Source organism: Brevundimonas sp. M20 (genome assembly GCF_006547065.1).
Lineage (GTDB): Bacteria > Pseudomonadota > Alphaproteobacteria > Caulobacterales > Caulobacteraceae > Brevundimonas.
Genome location: NZ_CP041243.1, coordinates 3,128,599 through 3,144,327 on the forward strand (window position 1 = coordinate 3,128,599; position 15,729 = coordinate 3,144,327).

The window sequence follows — 15,729 nt, forward strand, 5'->3', positions numbered from 1 at the left end:
CCCCGCCCTGTCGATGCACGGTCACGACAGGATCAGCCATCCGTGAACGGCGCAACCTTTGCCGTCGGGGTTCATTGGGCGAAGATCGGCGCCTGTTGGTGCGACAGACGGGGCATGCATGGAAACCTTCCTCCTGTTTCTGGCCGTGGGTTTTCTGGCCCAGGCGGTCGATGGCTCGCTGGGCATGGCCTATGGCGTGATCTCGTCCTCGGTGCTGCTGGCCTTCGGCGTGCCGCCCGCGACGGCCTCGGCCAGCGTGCACGGGGCGGAGGTCTTCACCACGGCGGCGTCGGCCGGAAGTCACGCCTGGCACAGGAACATCGACTGGAAGATGCTGGCCCCGCTGGCCATCGCCGGGGTGATCGGCGGCTGTCTGGGGGCCTATGTGCTGGCCGGTCTGGACAGCGACATCATCAAGCCGTTCGTCATCGCCTATCTGGCGCTGATGGGCGTGTGGATCCTCTGGCGGGCCGCCCATGACGTGAAGCCCAAGCCCATCCGTCCGCGCTGGATCGTCGCGCCGCTGGGGGCCCTCGGCGGCTTTCTGGACGCCATCGGCGGAGGGGGCTGGGGACCGACCGTGTCATCCACACTCGTCGGGGCCGGACAGGAACCGCGCCGCGCCATCGGCACGGTCAACACCGCCGAGTTCTTCGTCACCGTGGCGGTCAGCGCGACCTTCGTCTGGTCGCTGGTGAGCGGCCACTGGGAAGAGGCCGACGCCTTGCAGAACCATGCGGCGGCGGTCGGCGGACTGGTCGTCGGCGGCCTTCTGGCCGCGCCGTTCGCCGGGCTGATCGCCAAGCGCGTGCCGCAGCGCCCGATGACCTATGCGGTCGGCGGGCTGCTGATCGTGCTGGCCGCCTTCCAGGGTGTTCAGCTGTCGGGCGTGCTCTAGACAAGAGAAAGGGCGACCGGCCCCCTGTCCAATCGCCCTATCTTCATCCGATTGACGGACCGCGTTTACGCGCCCGGCGCGGCGTCTTCAGCGGCGGCCGCGGCGGTGGAGGCGGCTGCTGCGGCGGCGGCGGCTTCCTCGGCCTGTCGGGCGGCTTCCTGCGCCAGACGCTCGGCGTCCTGTGCCGGAGTCAGCAGTTCGACCACCAGCGGGTTCGGCGTCAGATCCCGCATCGCGCCCGAAGTCGCGTCGACGGCCGCGCCGATGCCGCCGCCGAGAATGCCGTTGCCGACCGCCATGGTGACGATGCCGTTACGGCTCACACGACCGACGACGGCGTGCTCCTGGGTGACGTAGCCGTCCATCGTGACGGTGGCGGTGAAGTTCGACTTGCGCGGCATGCGGAAGGTGCAGGGCGTGGCGTCGCACTGGAAGCCGTTCGAGGTCGTCACCCGGGCGCCGGACGGCGTGCTCTCGACCTTGAAGTCCTCGTCGACGCCGCGAAGGATGGAGGCGCAGGCCGGCAGACAAAGCGTGATCGCGGCGAGCGCGACCATCTGCGCGGCACGGCGCGCGGTACGAACAGAAATCACTGAAATCCCCGAAATTCAAAGAAGATCGCCCCCCGGCGATCTCCATCACTCCCTCGCACCGGGACCGAGCCGCCGTCAATCACCGGTGCGCGAAATTGCGCCGATCCGGATCGAAAGACAGCGGGAGGCGCCTCAGGCCGGTTGGGTGGCCGCGAAGCTGGGCCGGGCCTCAAGCGCCGCCTGAAGCGCGACCAGACGCGGACGCCCCGTCGCCCAGTCGAAGTCCGGGTGGCGGAAGCTGATCCAGGTCAGGGCGATCCCGGCGGTCAGGCTGCCGATGTGGAAGTCGTCCGCCGACAGATCGGCAGCTTCCAGCGCATCCAGCGCGCGGTGCATGTTGGCGGCCCAGCGTTCCATCCATGACGGCGAGCGCTCGTGCTCGGGGCGGCGCTTCTCGAGCACCAGCTTGACCCCCATTTCCAGCAGACCGTCGGCGGTCGCCTCGATCCGGCGCACACGCAGCCGTTCCGGACCGCTTTCGGGCGTCAGGCGCGGGCCCGAGCCGACCATGTCCAGATACTCGCAGATGATCGGGCTGTCGTTGAGCGGCAGACCGTCCTCGGCGATCAGGGACGGCACCTGGATGAGCGGGTTGTAGGCCAGAAGTTCCGGAGCGTTCGCATAGGGGTCAACCACGACCTCCTCGAGCGAAACGCCCTTCTCACGGGCCACGACGCGGCATTTGCGGGCGAAGGGTGACGGGGTGGTGATGTAGAGCTTCATCATCTCAGCGGCGCTCAATGGTGACGCCCTCGGGGGCGGTCAGGGCGTCAAGGCGGGCGCCGGCGGCGGCGTCGCCCAGCGCATGGGCGCGGATGAAGTCCGTGGTGGTCCGGGCGATCAGGTCCATATCGGCGGCGTCGGCGTTGGCGATCAGGCTGTGGTCGCCGCCCGCGAAGGTCACGAGCATCTTGTCGCCCGCCGGGCTGGTGTCGAAGGGCGCGCGGTGGTCGCGCGGATCGGTGACGAAGCCGCGCACCAGATCGTTGTCGCCGGTGATCATCAGAACCGGAGTGGTGACGCCGGCGAAGGTTGAGGGGGTGACCACCTGCGGGATCAGGCCCGGGGAGGACAGGGCCACGACGACCTTGATGTCCGGGTCCGCCTGCGGCCCCGCCATGGTCAGGGCCCCGGCTTCCATCAGGGCGTTCAGCGAGCCGAACGAGTGACCCGCCGCGATTAACGGCTTGCCCGGATGGCCGGCCTTCACATAGCCGCGCACCACCGCCAGATCGACAATCCGCGTCATGAAGATGGTCTGGGGCGTCGCCCCGGCGTTCCGCGGGTGGCGCGCCGAATCCGTATGAAGCGGGGCGACGACGGTGAAGCCGTGCGCGACCCAGTACTCGATGATGCGATGGTAGGCCGCCGGGGCGCCGCCCCAGCCGTGGCCGAAGACGATCACCGCCTGCTCGTTCTCGGCCTGCCAGACGCTGACGTCGATGGTGCGGCCGTCAGGAGCGGAAAGCTCGACGTGGGTGGCGGCCGTCGCCGCGGCGGAGCTGACGGGCGCGGACGCTTGCCGGGCGAAGGCCGGCGCGACAGGGGCGAGTCCCAGCGAGAGAGCCAGAACAAGCGCGGACGCGGCGCGACGGATCATATTGAATACCCCACCGAATGATCTGGTCTGACTAGACCAGCGGCGGGTGTCAGAACAGGGCTATTCCGCCGCTGCCAGGGCCGTTTCGTCGGCGGCCTTGCGGGCGGCGTCCAGTTCGGCGGCCTTGGCTTCGACCTGGGCGACAATCTCGTCGATCATTCCGTCGTTGGCCTGCTTGTGGGCGATCTTGCCGTTCAGATAGACCATGCCCGACCCCTTGCCGCCGCCGGTGAAGCCGACGTCGGTGTAGAGGGCCTCGCCCGGGCCGTTCACGACGCAGCCGATGATCGACAGCGACATGGGCGTGGTGACGTGGGCCAGCTTCTCTTCCAGCACCGCGACCGTCTCGATGACGTTGAAGCCCTGACGGGCGCAGGACGGGCAAGCGATGATGTTCACGCCGCGGTGACGCAGACCCAGCGACTTGAGAATGTCGAAACCGACCTTGATCTCCTCGACCGGATCGGCGGCCAGCGAGACGCGGATGGTGTCGCCGATACCGGCCCACAGCATCGAGCCCATGCCGATGGCTGACTTGATGGTGCCGGTGCGCAGGGGGCCGGCCTCGGTCACGCCCAGATGCAGCGGGCAGTCGATGGCGTCCGCCAGTTGCTGATAGGCGGCGACGGTCAGGAAGGGGTCGGACGCCTTCACCGAAATCTTGAACTCGTGGAAGTCGTTGTCCTGCAGGATGCGGGCGTGGTTCAGCGCGCTTTCGACCATAGCATCAGGGCAGGGTTCGCCGTACTTCTCGAGCAACTCGCGCTCCAGCGATCCGGCGTTGACGCCGATCCGCATCGAGCAGCCGTTGTCGCGGGCGGCCTTGATGACCTCCCTCACCCGCTCGGCGCTGCCGATGTTGCCCGGATTGATCCGCAGGCAGGCGGCGCCGGCCTCGGCGGCCTCGATGCCCCGTTTGTAGTGGAAGTGGATATCGGCCACGAGCGGGACCTTCGCCTCCCGGGCGATGGTGCGGAAGGCGGCGGTGGACTCTTCGTCCGGGCAGGAGACGCGAACAATGTCCGCCCCGGCCTCTTCCAGCTTGCGGATCTGGCTGATCGTCGCCGCCGCGTCCGAGGTCGGCGTATTGGTCATCGACTGGACACTGATCGGCGCGCCGCCGCCGACCGCGACATCGCCCACCATGATCTGGCGGCTCTTGCGGCGCTCGATATGGCGCCAGGGACGGACGTGGGTGTGATCAAGGCTCATGCGAGGGCCAACATAGGCTCACGATTGCGGCATGGCCACGACAAGCCGCGTTCCGGCGGCGTCGGGACGCATCAGCCTCCGGTCGGCGCGACCGGAGCCGGCGCAGGCGTGGCGGCGGAGACGGCCTGGATCTGGGCCTGCGCGGCCAGACGGGCGGCCTCGGCGCGCGCGGCGATCTCGGCGGCAGCCTCGCGGGCGAGCGTCTGGGCGCGGGCGTTCAGCTGCGACAGCTGGGTCTGCTGGGCGGTCAGGGCCCCGCCGTGCTCGCCGTTCAGATAGACGTCGAAGGCGCCGAAGTCGGAGGCGTCGATCACCGCCGCCACATTGGCCGGGGCGCGCCAGGCCTCGCCGGCCGCGAGTTGGCGGGCGAACAGCACCCGGCCGTCGCCCATGCGCACCACGATGGCGGCGGCCTTGCGGGCCTGGATCACCACATCCGAGGCGCTGGCGGAGGCGCCGTAAATGGCGCCGCGCGGATTGAAAGCCTTTGCAACCGGGGTGGCGGCGGCCGCGGCCGCGGCGGCCTCAGCCGGATCGATGCCGGTCAGCTGCATTTCGAGGCCGGGCGTGACGTAAAGAGCCGGAATGGTCTGGTCAGGCGGCGCCGGATGCGGCGCGGTCAGGCGCATATTGGCGTCCTGCCCCGGAATGGTGCCCACACGCCACGTCTCGGGCACCTCGGCGATGTCCGACGGCTGGGGCGCGCGCATCAGATTCACGCGCTGGAAGACGTTCCAGCCGACCACCGCGAACAGCAGCACGGCGCAGCCCGCGATCAGGCGGGGCGAATAGCGTTTCACTTCCTCGAAGGCGACGCCGACGGGGGGCTGCAGCGGGACCGAAGGGTCCGGGCTCTCACGCTTGAACCGCTCGACCGCCAACTGCTCGTCCAGACCAAGGGCGCCAGCATAGGCGCGCACATAACCGATGGAGAAGACGCGGTTGGGAAGGATGGAGAAATCGTTCTGCTCCAGCGCGGTCAGATACCGGGCCGGCACGCGGGTCAGCGATGCGAGTTCAGCCAGCGAGCGACCAGAGTGGTCGCGCGCGATCTTCAGGCCTTCGCCCAGAGTCGGGGCATCCGTGACCGAAGGAACCAGATCCTTCCAGTCGCCGTGCGCACCATACTCTTCCGGGCCCTTGCCCGCATCCAGCGCCATGACGCTCGACCCCACACTCGACGGCGCGTCATCCACGCCCGCCGTACTCGAACCCGGCCCCTGTACCATATCGGGATGACAGTCGGGTCCTGCCCCCGCAGGCCCGCCGAACTCGCCTTGTGGATAACTCATAAGAGTCGACCGTTCAATGATTTGTTAAGCACCCTGGCCGTTCCGGCCCCGGCACGATCAAATCTGTACGTTCAACTTCCGGGCCAGAGTTTCGAGCTCGCCACGGACCGAGCCGGACGATGATCCAAGCAGGCTGGTCATGCCCCGATGCGCCGCCGCCAGGTCGGTGGACAGGATCATTCGCTTCACCGGTCCCACACCCCCGGCCGGGGCCGAAAGACGGGTGAAACCCAGCGCCAGCAGGGCGAACGCCTCGAGCGGACGGCCCGCCAGTTCGCCACAGACCGAGACCGGCGTGCCGGTGTCGGCGCATTTCTTCTGGATTTCGGCCAGCGCGCGGAGCGCGGGGGGCGAAAGGGGATCGTACCGATCCGAGACCAGCGGGTTCGTGCGGTCAGCCGCGAACATGTACTGGAACAGGTCATTGGACCCGATCGAGACGAAATCGGTCAGGGGCAACAGGGCGTCCAGGTGCCACAGAAGGCTGGGGCATTCGATCATCGCCCCGACCCGCAGCAGGGCGGGCAGTTCGCGGCCCCGTCGCCGCGCCCAGTCGCACTCGATATCGACCAGTTCGCGCGCGGCGCGGAACTCGTCGACCGTGGCGATCATCGGGAACATCACGCGCAATTCGCGCCCGGCGGCGGCGCCCAGAAGCGCCCTGAGCTGCAGGCGAAGCATGGCCGGCCGGTCCAGACCCAGACGGATGGCGCGACGGCCGAGCGCCGGGTTCTCTTCCCGCTCGGTCTCCAGATAGGGCAGAACCTTGTCGCCGCCGATGTCGAGGGTGCGGAAGGTGACCGGGCGGTCGCCCGCCGTGTCGAGCACCAGCCGATAAAGGGCGGTCTGGCTGTCCAGACGCGGCAGTTCTTCCGAGACCATGAACTGGAACTCGGTGCGGAACAGGCCGATGCCCTCCGCGCCGGTTGCATCAAGATTTTCCAGATCGACAGCCAGACCGGCATTGGTCAGCAGGCTGATCCGCTGGCCGTCGGCGGTGACGGCGGGCACATCGCGCAGCTTGGCGAACTCGGCCTGCCTCTGGTTGCGGACCTCCATCCGCGACTGGACCGCCGACAGCATGTCGGGACGCGGGCGCAGATAGGCCTCGCCGGTCTCGCCGTCGGCGATGACCAGATCGCCCTCCGACAGGCGATCCCGCAGCCCCTGCAGGCGGCCGACGCAGGGGATGCCGAGCGCGCGGGCGACGATGGCCGCGTGACTGGCCGCTGAACCTTCTTCCAGCAGCAAGCCTCTCAGCTTGTTGCGCGGATATTCGAGCAAGTCCGCCGGACCGAGGTTGCGGGCCACCAGAATGGCGTCGTCCGGCAGGTCGCGCGTGCCCGGGCTGTCGCCCGCCAGCACACGCAGCAGACGGTTGGCCAGATCCTCGAAATCGTGCAGCCGTTCCTTGATGTAAGGGTCGCGGGCCTTGGCGAAGCGGGCGCGGTGCTCGTTGCGAACCCGGTCAACGGCAGCCTCGGCGGTCAGGCCGGTGCGGACGGCCTCTTCCAGCGACCGGTTCCAGCCCCGGTCGTCGGCGAACATCCGGTAGGTTTCCAGCACCTCGAATGACTGGCCCGCCAGCTTGCCCTGCCCGCCCTCCAGCATGGCGTCGATATTGGCCTTCAACCCGATCAGGGCCTCGCGCAGGCGGATTTCCTCGACCTGCTGGTTCTCGGCGAGAAGGTTTTCGGGCGCGACCGGCGCCTCGTGCAGGACGACATGACCGAAGGCCAGACCTTCGGCGAACCGCTGCCCCTTGAGGCGCTCCGGACGGTGCGGGGCGACCTCGATGTCGCGCAACTCTTCCTGACCCAGCAGCTCGCCGGAAGCCACGGTCTCGGCCAGCACCATGGCGATGGTCTGGATGTCCTCGACCTCGTCCTCGTCGTAGCGGCGCTCGGACCGGTTCTGGACGACCAGAACGCCGATGGCGCGACCACCGCGCAGCAGGGGCGCGCCGAGGAAGGCGTGGTAGGGGTCTTCGCCCGTTTCCGGACGATAGGAGAAGCTGGGATGCGACGGCGCGTCCGACAGGCTGATCGGACCGGCGCTGCGGGCGACCTCGCCCACCAGGCCCTCGCCGGGGCGAAGGCGGGTGTTGTGGACAGCGTCCGGCTTCAGACCCTGGGTGGCGAACAGCTCCAGCTCGCCCGACGCCCGGCGCAGATAGATGGAGCACACCTCGGCGACCATCGACTGGGCGATGATGCGCACCACGGTGTCGAGCCGTTCCTGAGCCGGCGCGGCCCCCGCCATAGCCTCGCGGATCTGGCGAAGGAGGTTACGCGGCCCCCTCGTCGTCAATCCGCCAACCGGCATGGCCCCTCCCGAAAGTCAGCGCTCCAGATGGGCGCCGCAAAGCTTGATTTCTAGACGGCTTCCAGTCCGTAAGCCGAATGAAGCGCACGAACCGCGAGCTCAGCATAGGCCGCATCGATCAGAACACTGATCTTGATCTCCGAGGTGGAGATGGCCTGGAACTTCACACCCTTGTCCGCCAGCGCCTTGAACATGGTCTGGGCGACGCCCGCATGACTGCGCATCCCGACCCCGACGACCGAAACCTTCGCCACGTCCTCATCGACGCGCAACTCCTCGAAACCGATATCGGTCTGGGTCGCTCGCATCAGTTCGGCGGCGCGCTGGGCGTCACGGCGACCGGTGGTGAAGGTCAGGTTGACGGTGCCGGCGGTTCGGGCCTGCGACTGGACGATCATGTCCACGTTCACATTGGCCTCGGCCAGACGGGTGAAGACGTCGGCGGGCGCGTCGACCCGGTCGGACAGGCCCAGCAGGGTGATGCGGGCTTCGTCACGGCTCATGGTCACACCGGACACGATGCGCTTTTCCACGATCTCCTCCTCGTCGCAGATCAGGGTTCCGCCCTTGTCGGGCATGACGCCGTCGGCGTCAGGTTCGATAAAGCTGGACAGAACCCGGACAGGGACCTGTTTCGCCATGGCCAGTTCGACCGAGCGGGTCTGCAGCACCTTGGCGCCCAGCGAGGCCATCTCCAGCATCTCCTCATAGGAGACCTTTTCGAGGCGGCGGGCACGGGATTCGATGCGTGGGTCGGTCGTGTAAACGCCGTCGACGTCCGTATAGATGTCGCAGGGGCACTCCAGCGCCGCCGCCACGGCCACCGCCGAGGTGTCCGAACCGCCGCGACCGAGCGTGGTGATCCGGCCGTCCTTCGTCACACCCTGGAAGCCGGGGACGATGGCGATCTGGCCGGTGTCGAGCGCGGCGCCCAGCACCTCGCCCGGCACGTCCTCGATGCGGGCGCGGCCGTGGGCGTCGTCGGTGATGATGGGAATCTGCCAGCCCATCCAGCTGCGGGCGTTGAGGCCCATGTTGCGCAGGGTCAGGGCCAGCAGGCCAGAGGTCACCTGCTCGCCCGAGGCGACGACGACGTCGTACTCGTCGTCCGACATCTCGATGCCGGCGGCCGGGCGGCCCGCGCCGTCCGTCCAGGCGACCAGTTCATTGGTCTTTCCCGCCATGGCCGACACGACGACAGCGATTTTCTTGCCCGAAGCAGCCTCGGCCGCGACGATACGGGCGGCGCGACGGATACGCTCGAGGTCGCCCATCGACGTTCCGCCGAACTTCATCACCAGTCGCTGTGAGTCGGTCCGCGTCATCCTGACAGGCTGCTCCGTGCTTGCATGAAACGGCGCGCGGGTTCATCGCTGCGCCATGGCTGCTTCTAACGGCACGGTATCGGCGCGCAAACCCCAAAGCGGGGCGGAATTCCACGATCAGGCGGAAGGACCGTCGATCGACCCCGCCGACGTGGCCCGCTTTTCCGCCCAGGCCGCCGAATGGTGGGACGCGCGCGGCCCCTTCGCGCCGCTGCACCGCTTCAATCCCGCGCGGCTGGCGTTCGTGCGCGACCGGGTCGCCGAACGGTTCGGGCGCGACCCGAAGCGGCGCGAGGCCTTCGCCGGGCTGACCCTTCTGGACGTCGGCTGCGGCGGCGGCCTGATCGCCGAGCCCATGCGCCGCCTCGGCTTTGAGGTGACGGCGGCGGACGCCTCCAGCGAGAACATCGGCACTGCCCGCGCCCACGCGGAGCAGTCGGGCCTCGACATCACCTATCGCGCCGCGACAGTGGAGCAACTTGAAACCGAAGGCGCGGGTCCGTTCGACGTGGTCCTGACCATGGAGGTGATCGAGCATGTCGCCGATCCGGAGGCCTTCGTGCGCGCCTGCTCGCGGCTGGTCAAACCGGGCGGCATCATGATCGTCGCCACCCTGAACCGAACCCTGAAGGCGCTGGCGCTGGGCAAGTTCGCGGCTGAATATGTGCTGCGCTGGGTGCCCGCCGGAACCCATGACTGGAACCAGTTCCTGAAGCCGGACGAAATCCGCGCCATGCTGGCGGACGAGCCCCTGACCGTCACCGGCCCGTTCGGACTAGCGTTCAACCCGCTCACTGCCCGGTGGAGCGAGGGCGATTCCGACATCAACTACATGATGGTCGCCACGCGGGACTGAGACCCGCCTTACGACGATTTCACTTACCTGACCGTGTTTTAACGGGACCGGGACCTGGGCTCATGCGACCCCTTGTGGCGTCAACTTCGCCTTGGGGAACACCACCATGAAACGCTTGATCATCGTCGCGGCCGTCGCAGCCGCCGCCCTGCTGAACGCCGCCTGCGTCACCGTTATCGGGATGGACGACACCGACTATCGCTGGACCGGCGAGAACGCCCAGCCGTTCGACGGCGCGCGCGATGCCTGCCGCAACAGCGCCGGCGGGGCCGAGGGCTCGACCGCCTTCGTCCAGTGCATGGCCGAAAAGGGCTGGACCCGCGTCAAGGACTAAAGCGGGCGCACCATGTAGCGGGCGTCGGAGCCATAGGAGGCCAGCTTGGCCGCCATCTCCGGCGTCTCGCGCACGACAAAACCGTGGCGCGCCCAGAAGGGCGCGGCGTCATTGACCGCGACCAGCGCCACCGCGGGCCAGCCCGCCGCCTTGGACGCCGCCGCCAGTTGTTCGACGACCACTCCCGGATAGCCGCCGCCGCGGGCGTCGGGATGCAGGGCCAGGTCGTGCAGATACATGACCGAGGCGTCCGACGGGACGCCCCCAAGCAGGGTGTTGAGGGCGGGCGCGCTGTCCGGTCGCCATGGATAGGCGACCATATAGCCCTTCGGTTCTCCCGGTCCGTCCGCCAGCACGAAACAGCCGGACGGGTTCAGGGAAAGTCGGTTCTCGAACAGATCGCGACCCTCGAAATGATCCGGAAAGCCGATCACGGCGATGGCGGCGACCGCATCGAGGTCGGCCACCGTCATCGGCCGCCAGGTCAGGCGGGGCAGTTGCTGTTGAATTCCGCCTTGTGGAACCGCCACCGGATGGTCCTCGTCTGTCCGTCAATCTCGCCCTCGATCCGGGCGTTCAGCATATCGCCGTCGCGTTCATAGATGACCCGTTTGGGGAAGTCGTGGGCGGCCTGCTCGAAGACCACCCGGTTCGGGCCGGACTCGAGGACCGGGAAGGTTGTCGGCGCCTGTCCCTCGGGGATGGCGAAATAGCCGAAGGGCGCATCCGGCGCCGGGCCGGTCGGGGCGATGCGGGCCAGCTCCCAGCCGACGCGACCATCGCGGACAGTGATCGAGCTTCCGGCCATCAGCCCCAGACGCGGCGGGCTCCAGGTCTCCGCCACCTCACGCCCGCCGTCACAGGACAGCCAGTAGCCCGCCATCCAGCCGAGATCCGGGCGCAAATCGGCCTGCGGGCTCAGGACGGCGGCGGTCATCGTCAGGGCGGTCAGCATCTCGGGTCTCCCTCCGGGTTCGAAGGCAAGCTAGGCCGGGTGGTCGGTATCCGGCTTGTAGGTTTGCGACGCGATGGCGCGGGCCAGCGCCTGCTGCTCCCGCGCCCATTCGGTGGCGGTGCAGCCGAGAAAGCGGCGGAAGTCGCGGGCCATCTGGGGCTGGTCGAAATATCCGGCTTCCAATCCTGCGCCGAGCCAGCTCTCGGCCCCGGGCCTGCCGGGATGGGCGGCGTGATCGAACACCCGGCGGAACCGGAAGATGGACCGCAGCATGCGGGGCGAGACCCCGACCCGGTCGGCGAAGCGGCGCTGGAGGGCGCGCCGGTCAGCCGGCGAGCGCGCCGGTGAAGGCTGGTCCGTCGCGGCAAGGCCGATCTCATCACGGACGACAGGATCAATCCGCCAATCGGACCGCGACCGTCGTGCATCCAGCCATCGGACGAACGCCTCGGCCTGCCCGGCCGGGTCTCCGGCGGGAGCGGTGAACCCCGCCAGGCGGTCCGTCATGTCGAGCCGTCTGTCCGTCGCGCTGTCGAGAGACCGGCCCAGCCAATCGCGGGCGCCGTCCGGTTCAAACCGGATCGCCACAAGCTCGGTCGGCCCGACAGGGCGCAGTGCGAGAGGGCGCGTCATCTGGCCGGCGAAGATGGCGGCGGGCTGAATCCGCCAGGCTCCGTCCTCGTCCTGTTCCTCATAAGGGGAGCCGATGTCGAAGATCAGCTCCGGACAGCCATCCGGCGCGATCCGCTGGACCACCGGCGCGGGATCAGGGTCGGCATAGGTCCAGATGACGCGCACAAAGGGCTTGAGGGCCGCGGGCGGTTCGAACTCCTCATAGCGCTCCCCCTCCCCCGACACGGCCCCGGACATGGCTCAGTGAACTCCGGACTTGTCCGGCGGGATGTCAGGGAGCGGCGCGACCGGGACCCCGTCGTCGCGCAGCTTCTTCACATCGGCGGGGGTCGCCTCGCCATAGATTTCGCGCTTCTCGGACCGGCCTTCATGGATGTCGCGGGCTTCGCGCGCGAAGGCGTCGCCCACGTAGTCGAAATTCCGCTCGACGTGGCTGCGCACCTCGCGGGCCGCCTCCATCATCATGGTTCGCATCTTCGCCTGCATGTCCGCGGCGGGCGCGGACTTCCTCGTGCCGGACACCGACGGCGCCATGATCTGTTTGGACACCGCGCGCGAGCCGCACATCGGGCATTCGACCAGTCCCCGCGCGGCCTGATCGTCATAGTCCGAAGACGATCCGAACCACGCCTCGAACCCGTGGCTCCCGTCACAGATCAGGGCGTAGCGGATCATGCAGGGATCGGGGACGGGGGCGCGAACACGCGGTCGTGGGTCAACTGCGGCACGGCATTGCGCGCTGTTTCGACCGCATCGAAGTCCAGGGTGGCGAACAGGACGCCGGGCTCGTCATTATCGAGTTTGGCGATTACCTCGCCCCAGGGCGCGACAATGGTGGAACGCCCCCACGTCATGCGACCATCCTCATGCTCCCCCGCCTGCGCCGGGGCGAGGATGTAGGCGCCGCTCTCGATGGCGCGGGCGCGCAGCAGGATTTCCCAATGCGCCTCGCCCGTCGGAACGGTGAAGGCGGCGGGGACGGCGATCATGGAGGCCCCGGCCTTGGCCAGCGCCCGATGCAGCTGCGGGAAGCGGATGTCGTAGCAGATGGTCAGGCCCAGCCCGCCCCACGGCGTCGGAGCCACAACCGCACCGTCGCCGGGCCGCACCGTCGCGCTTTCGCGCCAGCGCTCGCCGGTCGGCAGGTCGACGTCATAGACGTGCAGCTTGTCATAGGTCGCGACCACCTCGCCCTGATCATCAATCAGCAGGGAGCGATTGGCGGCGCGCTCGTCGCCTGCGTGGCCTGACTTCACAATGGCAGAGCCGATCAGCAGCCAGACCCCCAGGTCCTTCGCCAGATCGCGCAATCGGACGACCACCTCGTCCCGGTCATCCGTCGTCAGGACAGCCTCGCGGGCGTCCTTGTCCCGGATCAGGAAGTTGGTGGCCTCGGGCGTCAGGATCAGCTGCGCCCCGCCCTGCGCCGCCTGACGGATCAGGGGCTCGACATGGGCGAAGGCCGCCGCCGGAGAAGCCGGGGTGCGGGTCTGGACAAGGGCGACGGGAAGCGTGGTCATGCGGCCAGCAATGGGTCCAGCCCGCCCTTGCGGTCAAGCGCGTGCAGATCGTCCGAACCGCCGATGTGCTGGTCGTTGATGAAAATCTGCGGGAAGGTCATCCGGCCCTTCGAGCGCTGGATCATCTCCTGCTTCTTCTCCGGATCGTTCGACGCGACGATCTCGGTGTAGTCCACGCCCTTTTTCGTCAGCAAGGCTTCCGCCATAGCGCAGTAGGGGCAACCGGGCTTGGTGTAGATGACGACTTCGGCCAAATCTCTCTCCAACTCGAAAAGCGCCCCGCCTGCCTGAAACTCCGCAGGGTCAGGGTGTTTCCCTTACATAGTCAGTTCCCGTACTGTTCGCACGCGTGCGATCACCGCCAGATCGACCGCGCGTGCGCCGGCCTGCAGCAAGGCCCTGGCGCAGGCCTCGGCGGTGGCCCCCGTGGTCAGGACATCATCCACCAGAAGGACGCGCCGCCCCTTGATTCGGCGAGCGCCGACAGGGGTGACGGCGAAGGCCTTCTTCACGTTCAGACGGCGGCCCCGCGCGGACTTGCCGCCCTGGCTGGTCGTATGCGTCTGCCGGATCAGGGCGTCGGGCAGATAGTCGAGCCCGGCGACACGAGCCAGCGGGCGCGCCACCTCCGCCGCCTGATTGAAGCGACGCGCCAACAGCCGCCAGCGATGCAGGGGCACCGGCATGACCACGTCCGTCTCCTCCAGCAAGGGGGCGGCGGCGCGGCTGATCCATCGGGCGAACAGGGGCGCGAACGGCTGATGATCTCCATGTTTGAACTTCAGGATAAGTCCCCGTGACGCCTCGTCATACAGGCAGGCCGCCCGCGCCCGGGTGAAGGCGTAGGGCTGGGCCAGACAGGCCGCGCACCGCTCGGACGCGAAGGCCCCGCCATCCATCTCGAAGGCGGCTCCGCAGCCATCACAGACCGGGTCTTCGAGAAACACCACCCGGCTCCAGGCGTCCGGCGTCAGCCCCGCCGAGGCGGTGGCTTCCGGGCTGTCATGGGCCAGCGGCGGCAGCAGAACGTCCGCCATTCCACGGCCGATCCGACGCCCGATGCCGGTCGCCGCTTCCCAACGCGCCCTCCAGACCCCATCCTGAAGGCTCATGAGCCCCTCCTCCGGTCCCCCCGTCATCTTCGACAGCCTGCGCCGAACGGCAAGGCTTGAGCGCAGCGAAAAGTTGTTTTCCGGCGCCGATTTCCTTCATGCCCGCGCCGCCCAGACCGCTGTCGACAGTCTGGACGCCCTTCTGCGCGACTGGCCGGAGGTGGCGGACCTGTCCGCCCAGCCGGGTTCGTTCGCCGCGGCCCTGACGGACGCCCATGCGGCCGCACGGGTCGGACCGGTCAAGATCACGGGTAATCTGGCGGAGCGCGCCGCGCCGGGCGCGGGGCCGCTGGACCTGCCGGACCAGTCGCAGGACCTGATCGTCAGCCTGATGAGCCTGCACTGGGCCAATGACCTGCCTGGCGCTCTGAGCCAGATCCGGCGGGCGCTGAAGCCGGACGGTCTGTTCGTCGGCACCCTGCTGGGCGCGGGCACGCTCAAGGAGTTGCGCGCGGTCCTGACCGAGGCGGAGCTGGAACACCGCGGCGGGGCGCAGGCCCGGGTCTCGCCCTTCGCGGACGGATTTGACGGCGCGGCCCTGCTGCAGCGGGCCGGGTTCGCCCTGCCGGTCTCGGACGTGGATCGCCTGACCGTGCGCTATTCGGACCTGTTCGCCCTGATCCGCGACCTGCGCGCCATGGGCGAGACCAATGTATTGGCCGGAAACGGCCGACCGCTGACGCGCGGCATCATCGCCCGCGCCGCGCAGCTGTACTCGGAAAAGTTCGGAGAGCCGGACGGCCGCATCCCGGCGACCTTCGAGATCGTGCACCTGGCCGGCTGGGCGCCCCACGACAGCCAGCAGAAGCCTCTGCCTCGCGGCTCGGCGAAGATGCGACTGGCGGATGCGCTGGGCGTGAAGGAGCAGACCGGCGAGGACTGACGGCCCGTCAGCCGCCCATCCCGGTGCGGATGGCGTTCATTGCGGTGTTGAACAGCCCGCTGGTGGTCCCGCCGAAGACGGTCAGGGCCGACAGGATGACCAGAAAGATCAGTGCGATGATCAGGCCGTACTCAATCGAGGTCGCGCCACGCTCGTCGCGCCGGAAGCGGGTGAGGAAACGTCTCATCCTG

19 protein-coding genes are annotated in these 15,729 nt (G+C 68.4%); 4 read left to right on the forward strand and 15 right to left on the reverse strand.

Annotated features, from left to right (window positions below; all coding sequences use genetic code 11):
• Window positions 1–118: 118 nt before the first annotated feature.
• Entirely contained in the window at window positions 119–898 is a 780-nt protein-coding gene (locus FKQ52_RS15440) for a sulfite exporter TauE/SafE family protein (RefSeq protein WP_141627995.1), read from the forward strand.
• Between the two features lie 65 nt (window positions 899–963).
• On the opposite strand, the gene FKQ52_RS15445 is transcribed toward FKQ52_RS15440, so the two are convergent.
• The 7 genes from FKQ52_RS15445 to FKQ52_RS15475 form a co-directional block, all read right to left on the reverse strand.
• Window positions 964–1,455, reverse strand: coding sequence for a translation initiation factor 2 (locus FKQ52_RS15445; protein ID WP_205750801.1), 492 nt, complete (start codon window positions 1,453–1,455; stop codon window positions 964–966).
• 168 nt (window positions 1,456–1,623) lie between these two features.
• A complete protein-coding gene (locus FKQ52_RS15450; protein ID WP_240811679.1) occupies window positions 1,624–2,232 on the reverse strand; it encodes a glutathione S-transferase N-terminal domain-containing protein in 609 nt (202 codons plus the stop codon).
• A complete protein-coding gene (locus FKQ52_RS15455) occupies window positions 2,219–3,091 on the reverse strand; it encodes a serine aminopeptidase domain-containing protein (RefSeq protein WP_141627996.1) in 873 nt (290 codons plus the stop codon). The genes FKQ52_RS15450 and FKQ52_RS15455 overlap by 14 nt, the downstream gene beginning before the upstream one ends.
• A 60-nt stretch (window positions 3,092–3,151) precedes the next feature.
• Entirely contained in the window at window positions 3,152–4,303 is a 1,152-nt protein-coding gene (gene ispG / locus FKQ52_RS15460; protein WP_141627997.1) for a flavodoxin-dependent (E)-4-hydroxy-3-methylbut-2-enyl-diphosphate synthase, read from the reverse strand.
• Between the two features lie 71 nt (window positions 4,304–4,374).
• Complete coding sequence (locus FKQ52_RS15465; RefSeq protein WP_141628411.1) at window positions 4,375–5,463, reverse strand: RodZ family helix-turn-helix domain-containing protein; 1,089 nt, start codon at window positions 5,461–5,463, stop codon at window positions 4,375–4,377.
• 189 nt (window positions 5,464–5,652) lie between these two features.
• Entirely contained in the window at window positions 5,653–7,857 is a 2,205-nt protein-coding gene (ptsP, locus tag FKQ52_RS15470; protein ID WP_370450983.1) for a phosphoenolpyruvate--protein phosphotransferase, read from the reverse strand.
• Between the two features lie 113 nt (window positions 7,858–7,970).
• Window positions 7,971–9,245, reverse strand: a complete 1,275-nt coding sequence (locus tag FKQ52_RS15475) for an aspartate kinase (RefSeq protein WP_141627999.1) — start codon at window positions 9,243–9,245, stop codon at window positions 7,971–7,973.
• Between the two features lie 55 nt (window positions 9,246–9,300).
• Between FKQ52_RS15475 and ubiG the strand changes: the two genes are divergently transcribed.
• Window positions 9,301–10,101, forward strand: a complete 801-nt coding sequence (gene ubiG, locus FKQ52_RS15480; protein ID WP_141628000.1) for a bifunctional 2-polyprenyl-6-hydroxyphenol methylase/3-demethylubiquinol 3-O-methyltransferase UbiG — start codon at window positions 9,301–9,303, stop codon at window positions 10,099–10,101.
• A 106-nt stretch (window positions 10,102–10,207) separates the two neighbouring features.
• Window positions 10,208–10,435, forward strand: a complete 228-nt coding sequence (locus FKQ52_RS15485; protein ID WP_141628001.1) for a hypothetical protein — start codon at window positions 10,208–10,210, stop codon at window positions 10,433–10,435.
• Here FKQ52_RS15485 and FKQ52_RS15490 read toward each other — a convergent pair.
• The 7 genes from FKQ52_RS15490 to FKQ52_RS15520 all read right to left on the reverse strand — a co-directional run bounded on the left by FKQ52_RS15490 (window position 10,432) and on the right by FKQ52_RS15520 (window position 14,655).
• Complete coding sequence (locus FKQ52_RS15490; protein ID WP_240811680.1) at window positions 10,432–10,965, reverse strand: GNAT family N-acetyltransferase; 534 nt, start codon at window positions 10,963–10,965, stop codon at window positions 10,432–10,434. The two genes, FKQ52_RS15485 and FKQ52_RS15490, sit on opposite strands and share 4 nt — an antisense overlap.
• Window positions 10,920–11,390, reverse strand: a complete 471-nt coding sequence (locus FKQ52_RS15495) for a DUF6265 family protein (RefSeq protein ID WP_240811681.1) — start codon at window positions 11,388–11,390, stop codon at window positions 10,920–10,922. Before FKQ52_RS15495 ends, FKQ52_RS15490 begins: the two co-directional genes overlap by 46 nt.
• Before the next feature lie 30 nt (window positions 11,391–11,420).
• Window positions 11,421–12,260 carry a helix-turn-helix domain-containing protein gene (locus FKQ52_RS15500; RefSeq protein ID WP_141628003.1) on the reverse strand — a complete coding sequence of 280 codons (840 nt, stop codon included), beginning with the start codon at window positions 12,258–12,260 and terminating at the stop codon, window positions 11,421–11,423.
• 3 nt (window positions 12,261–12,263) lie between these two features.
• Entirely contained in the window at window positions 12,264–12,698 is a 435-nt protein-coding gene (locus FKQ52_RS15505; RefSeq protein WP_141628004.1) for a DUF1178 family protein, read from the reverse strand.
• Window positions 12,695–13,543, reverse strand: a complete 849-nt coding sequence (locus FKQ52_RS15510) for a carbon-nitrogen hydrolase family protein (RefSeq protein ID WP_141628005.1) — start codon at window positions 13,541–13,543, stop codon at window positions 12,695–12,697. The genes FKQ52_RS15505 and FKQ52_RS15510 overlap by 4 nt, the downstream gene beginning before the upstream one ends.
• Window positions 13,540–13,797 (reverse strand): glutaredoxin 3, encoded by a 258-nt coding sequence (gene grxC, locus FKQ52_RS15515; protein ID WP_141628006.1) that lies wholly within the window; start codon window positions 13,795–13,797, stop codon window positions 13,540–13,542. The genes FKQ52_RS15510 and grxC overlap by 4 nt, the downstream gene beginning before the upstream one ends.
• 63 nt (window positions 13,798–13,860) lie before the next feature.
• Window positions 13,861–14,655, reverse strand: a complete 795-nt coding sequence (locus FKQ52_RS15520) for a ComF family protein (protein ID WP_141628007.1) — start codon at window positions 14,653–14,655, stop codon at window positions 13,861–13,863.
• Between FKQ52_RS15520 and FKQ52_RS15525 the strand changes: the two genes are divergently transcribed.
• A complete protein-coding gene (locus tag FKQ52_RS15525) occupies window positions 14,654–15,538 on the forward strand; it encodes a methyltransferase domain-containing protein (RefSeq protein ID WP_141628008.1) in 885 nt (294 codons plus the stop codon). The two genes, FKQ52_RS15520 and FKQ52_RS15525, sit on opposite strands and share 2 nt — an antisense overlap.
• 7 nt (window positions 15,539–15,545) lie before the next feature.
• Here the strand turns inward: FKQ52_RS15525 and FKQ52_RS15530 are convergent, their stop codons facing one another.
• Window positions 15,546–15,725 (reverse strand): Flp family type IVb pilin, encoded by a 180-nt coding sequence (locus FKQ52_RS15530; protein WP_141628009.1) that lies wholly within the window; start codon window positions 15,723–15,725, stop codon window positions 15,546–15,548.
• Window positions 15,726–15,729: the final 4 nt, after the last annotated feature.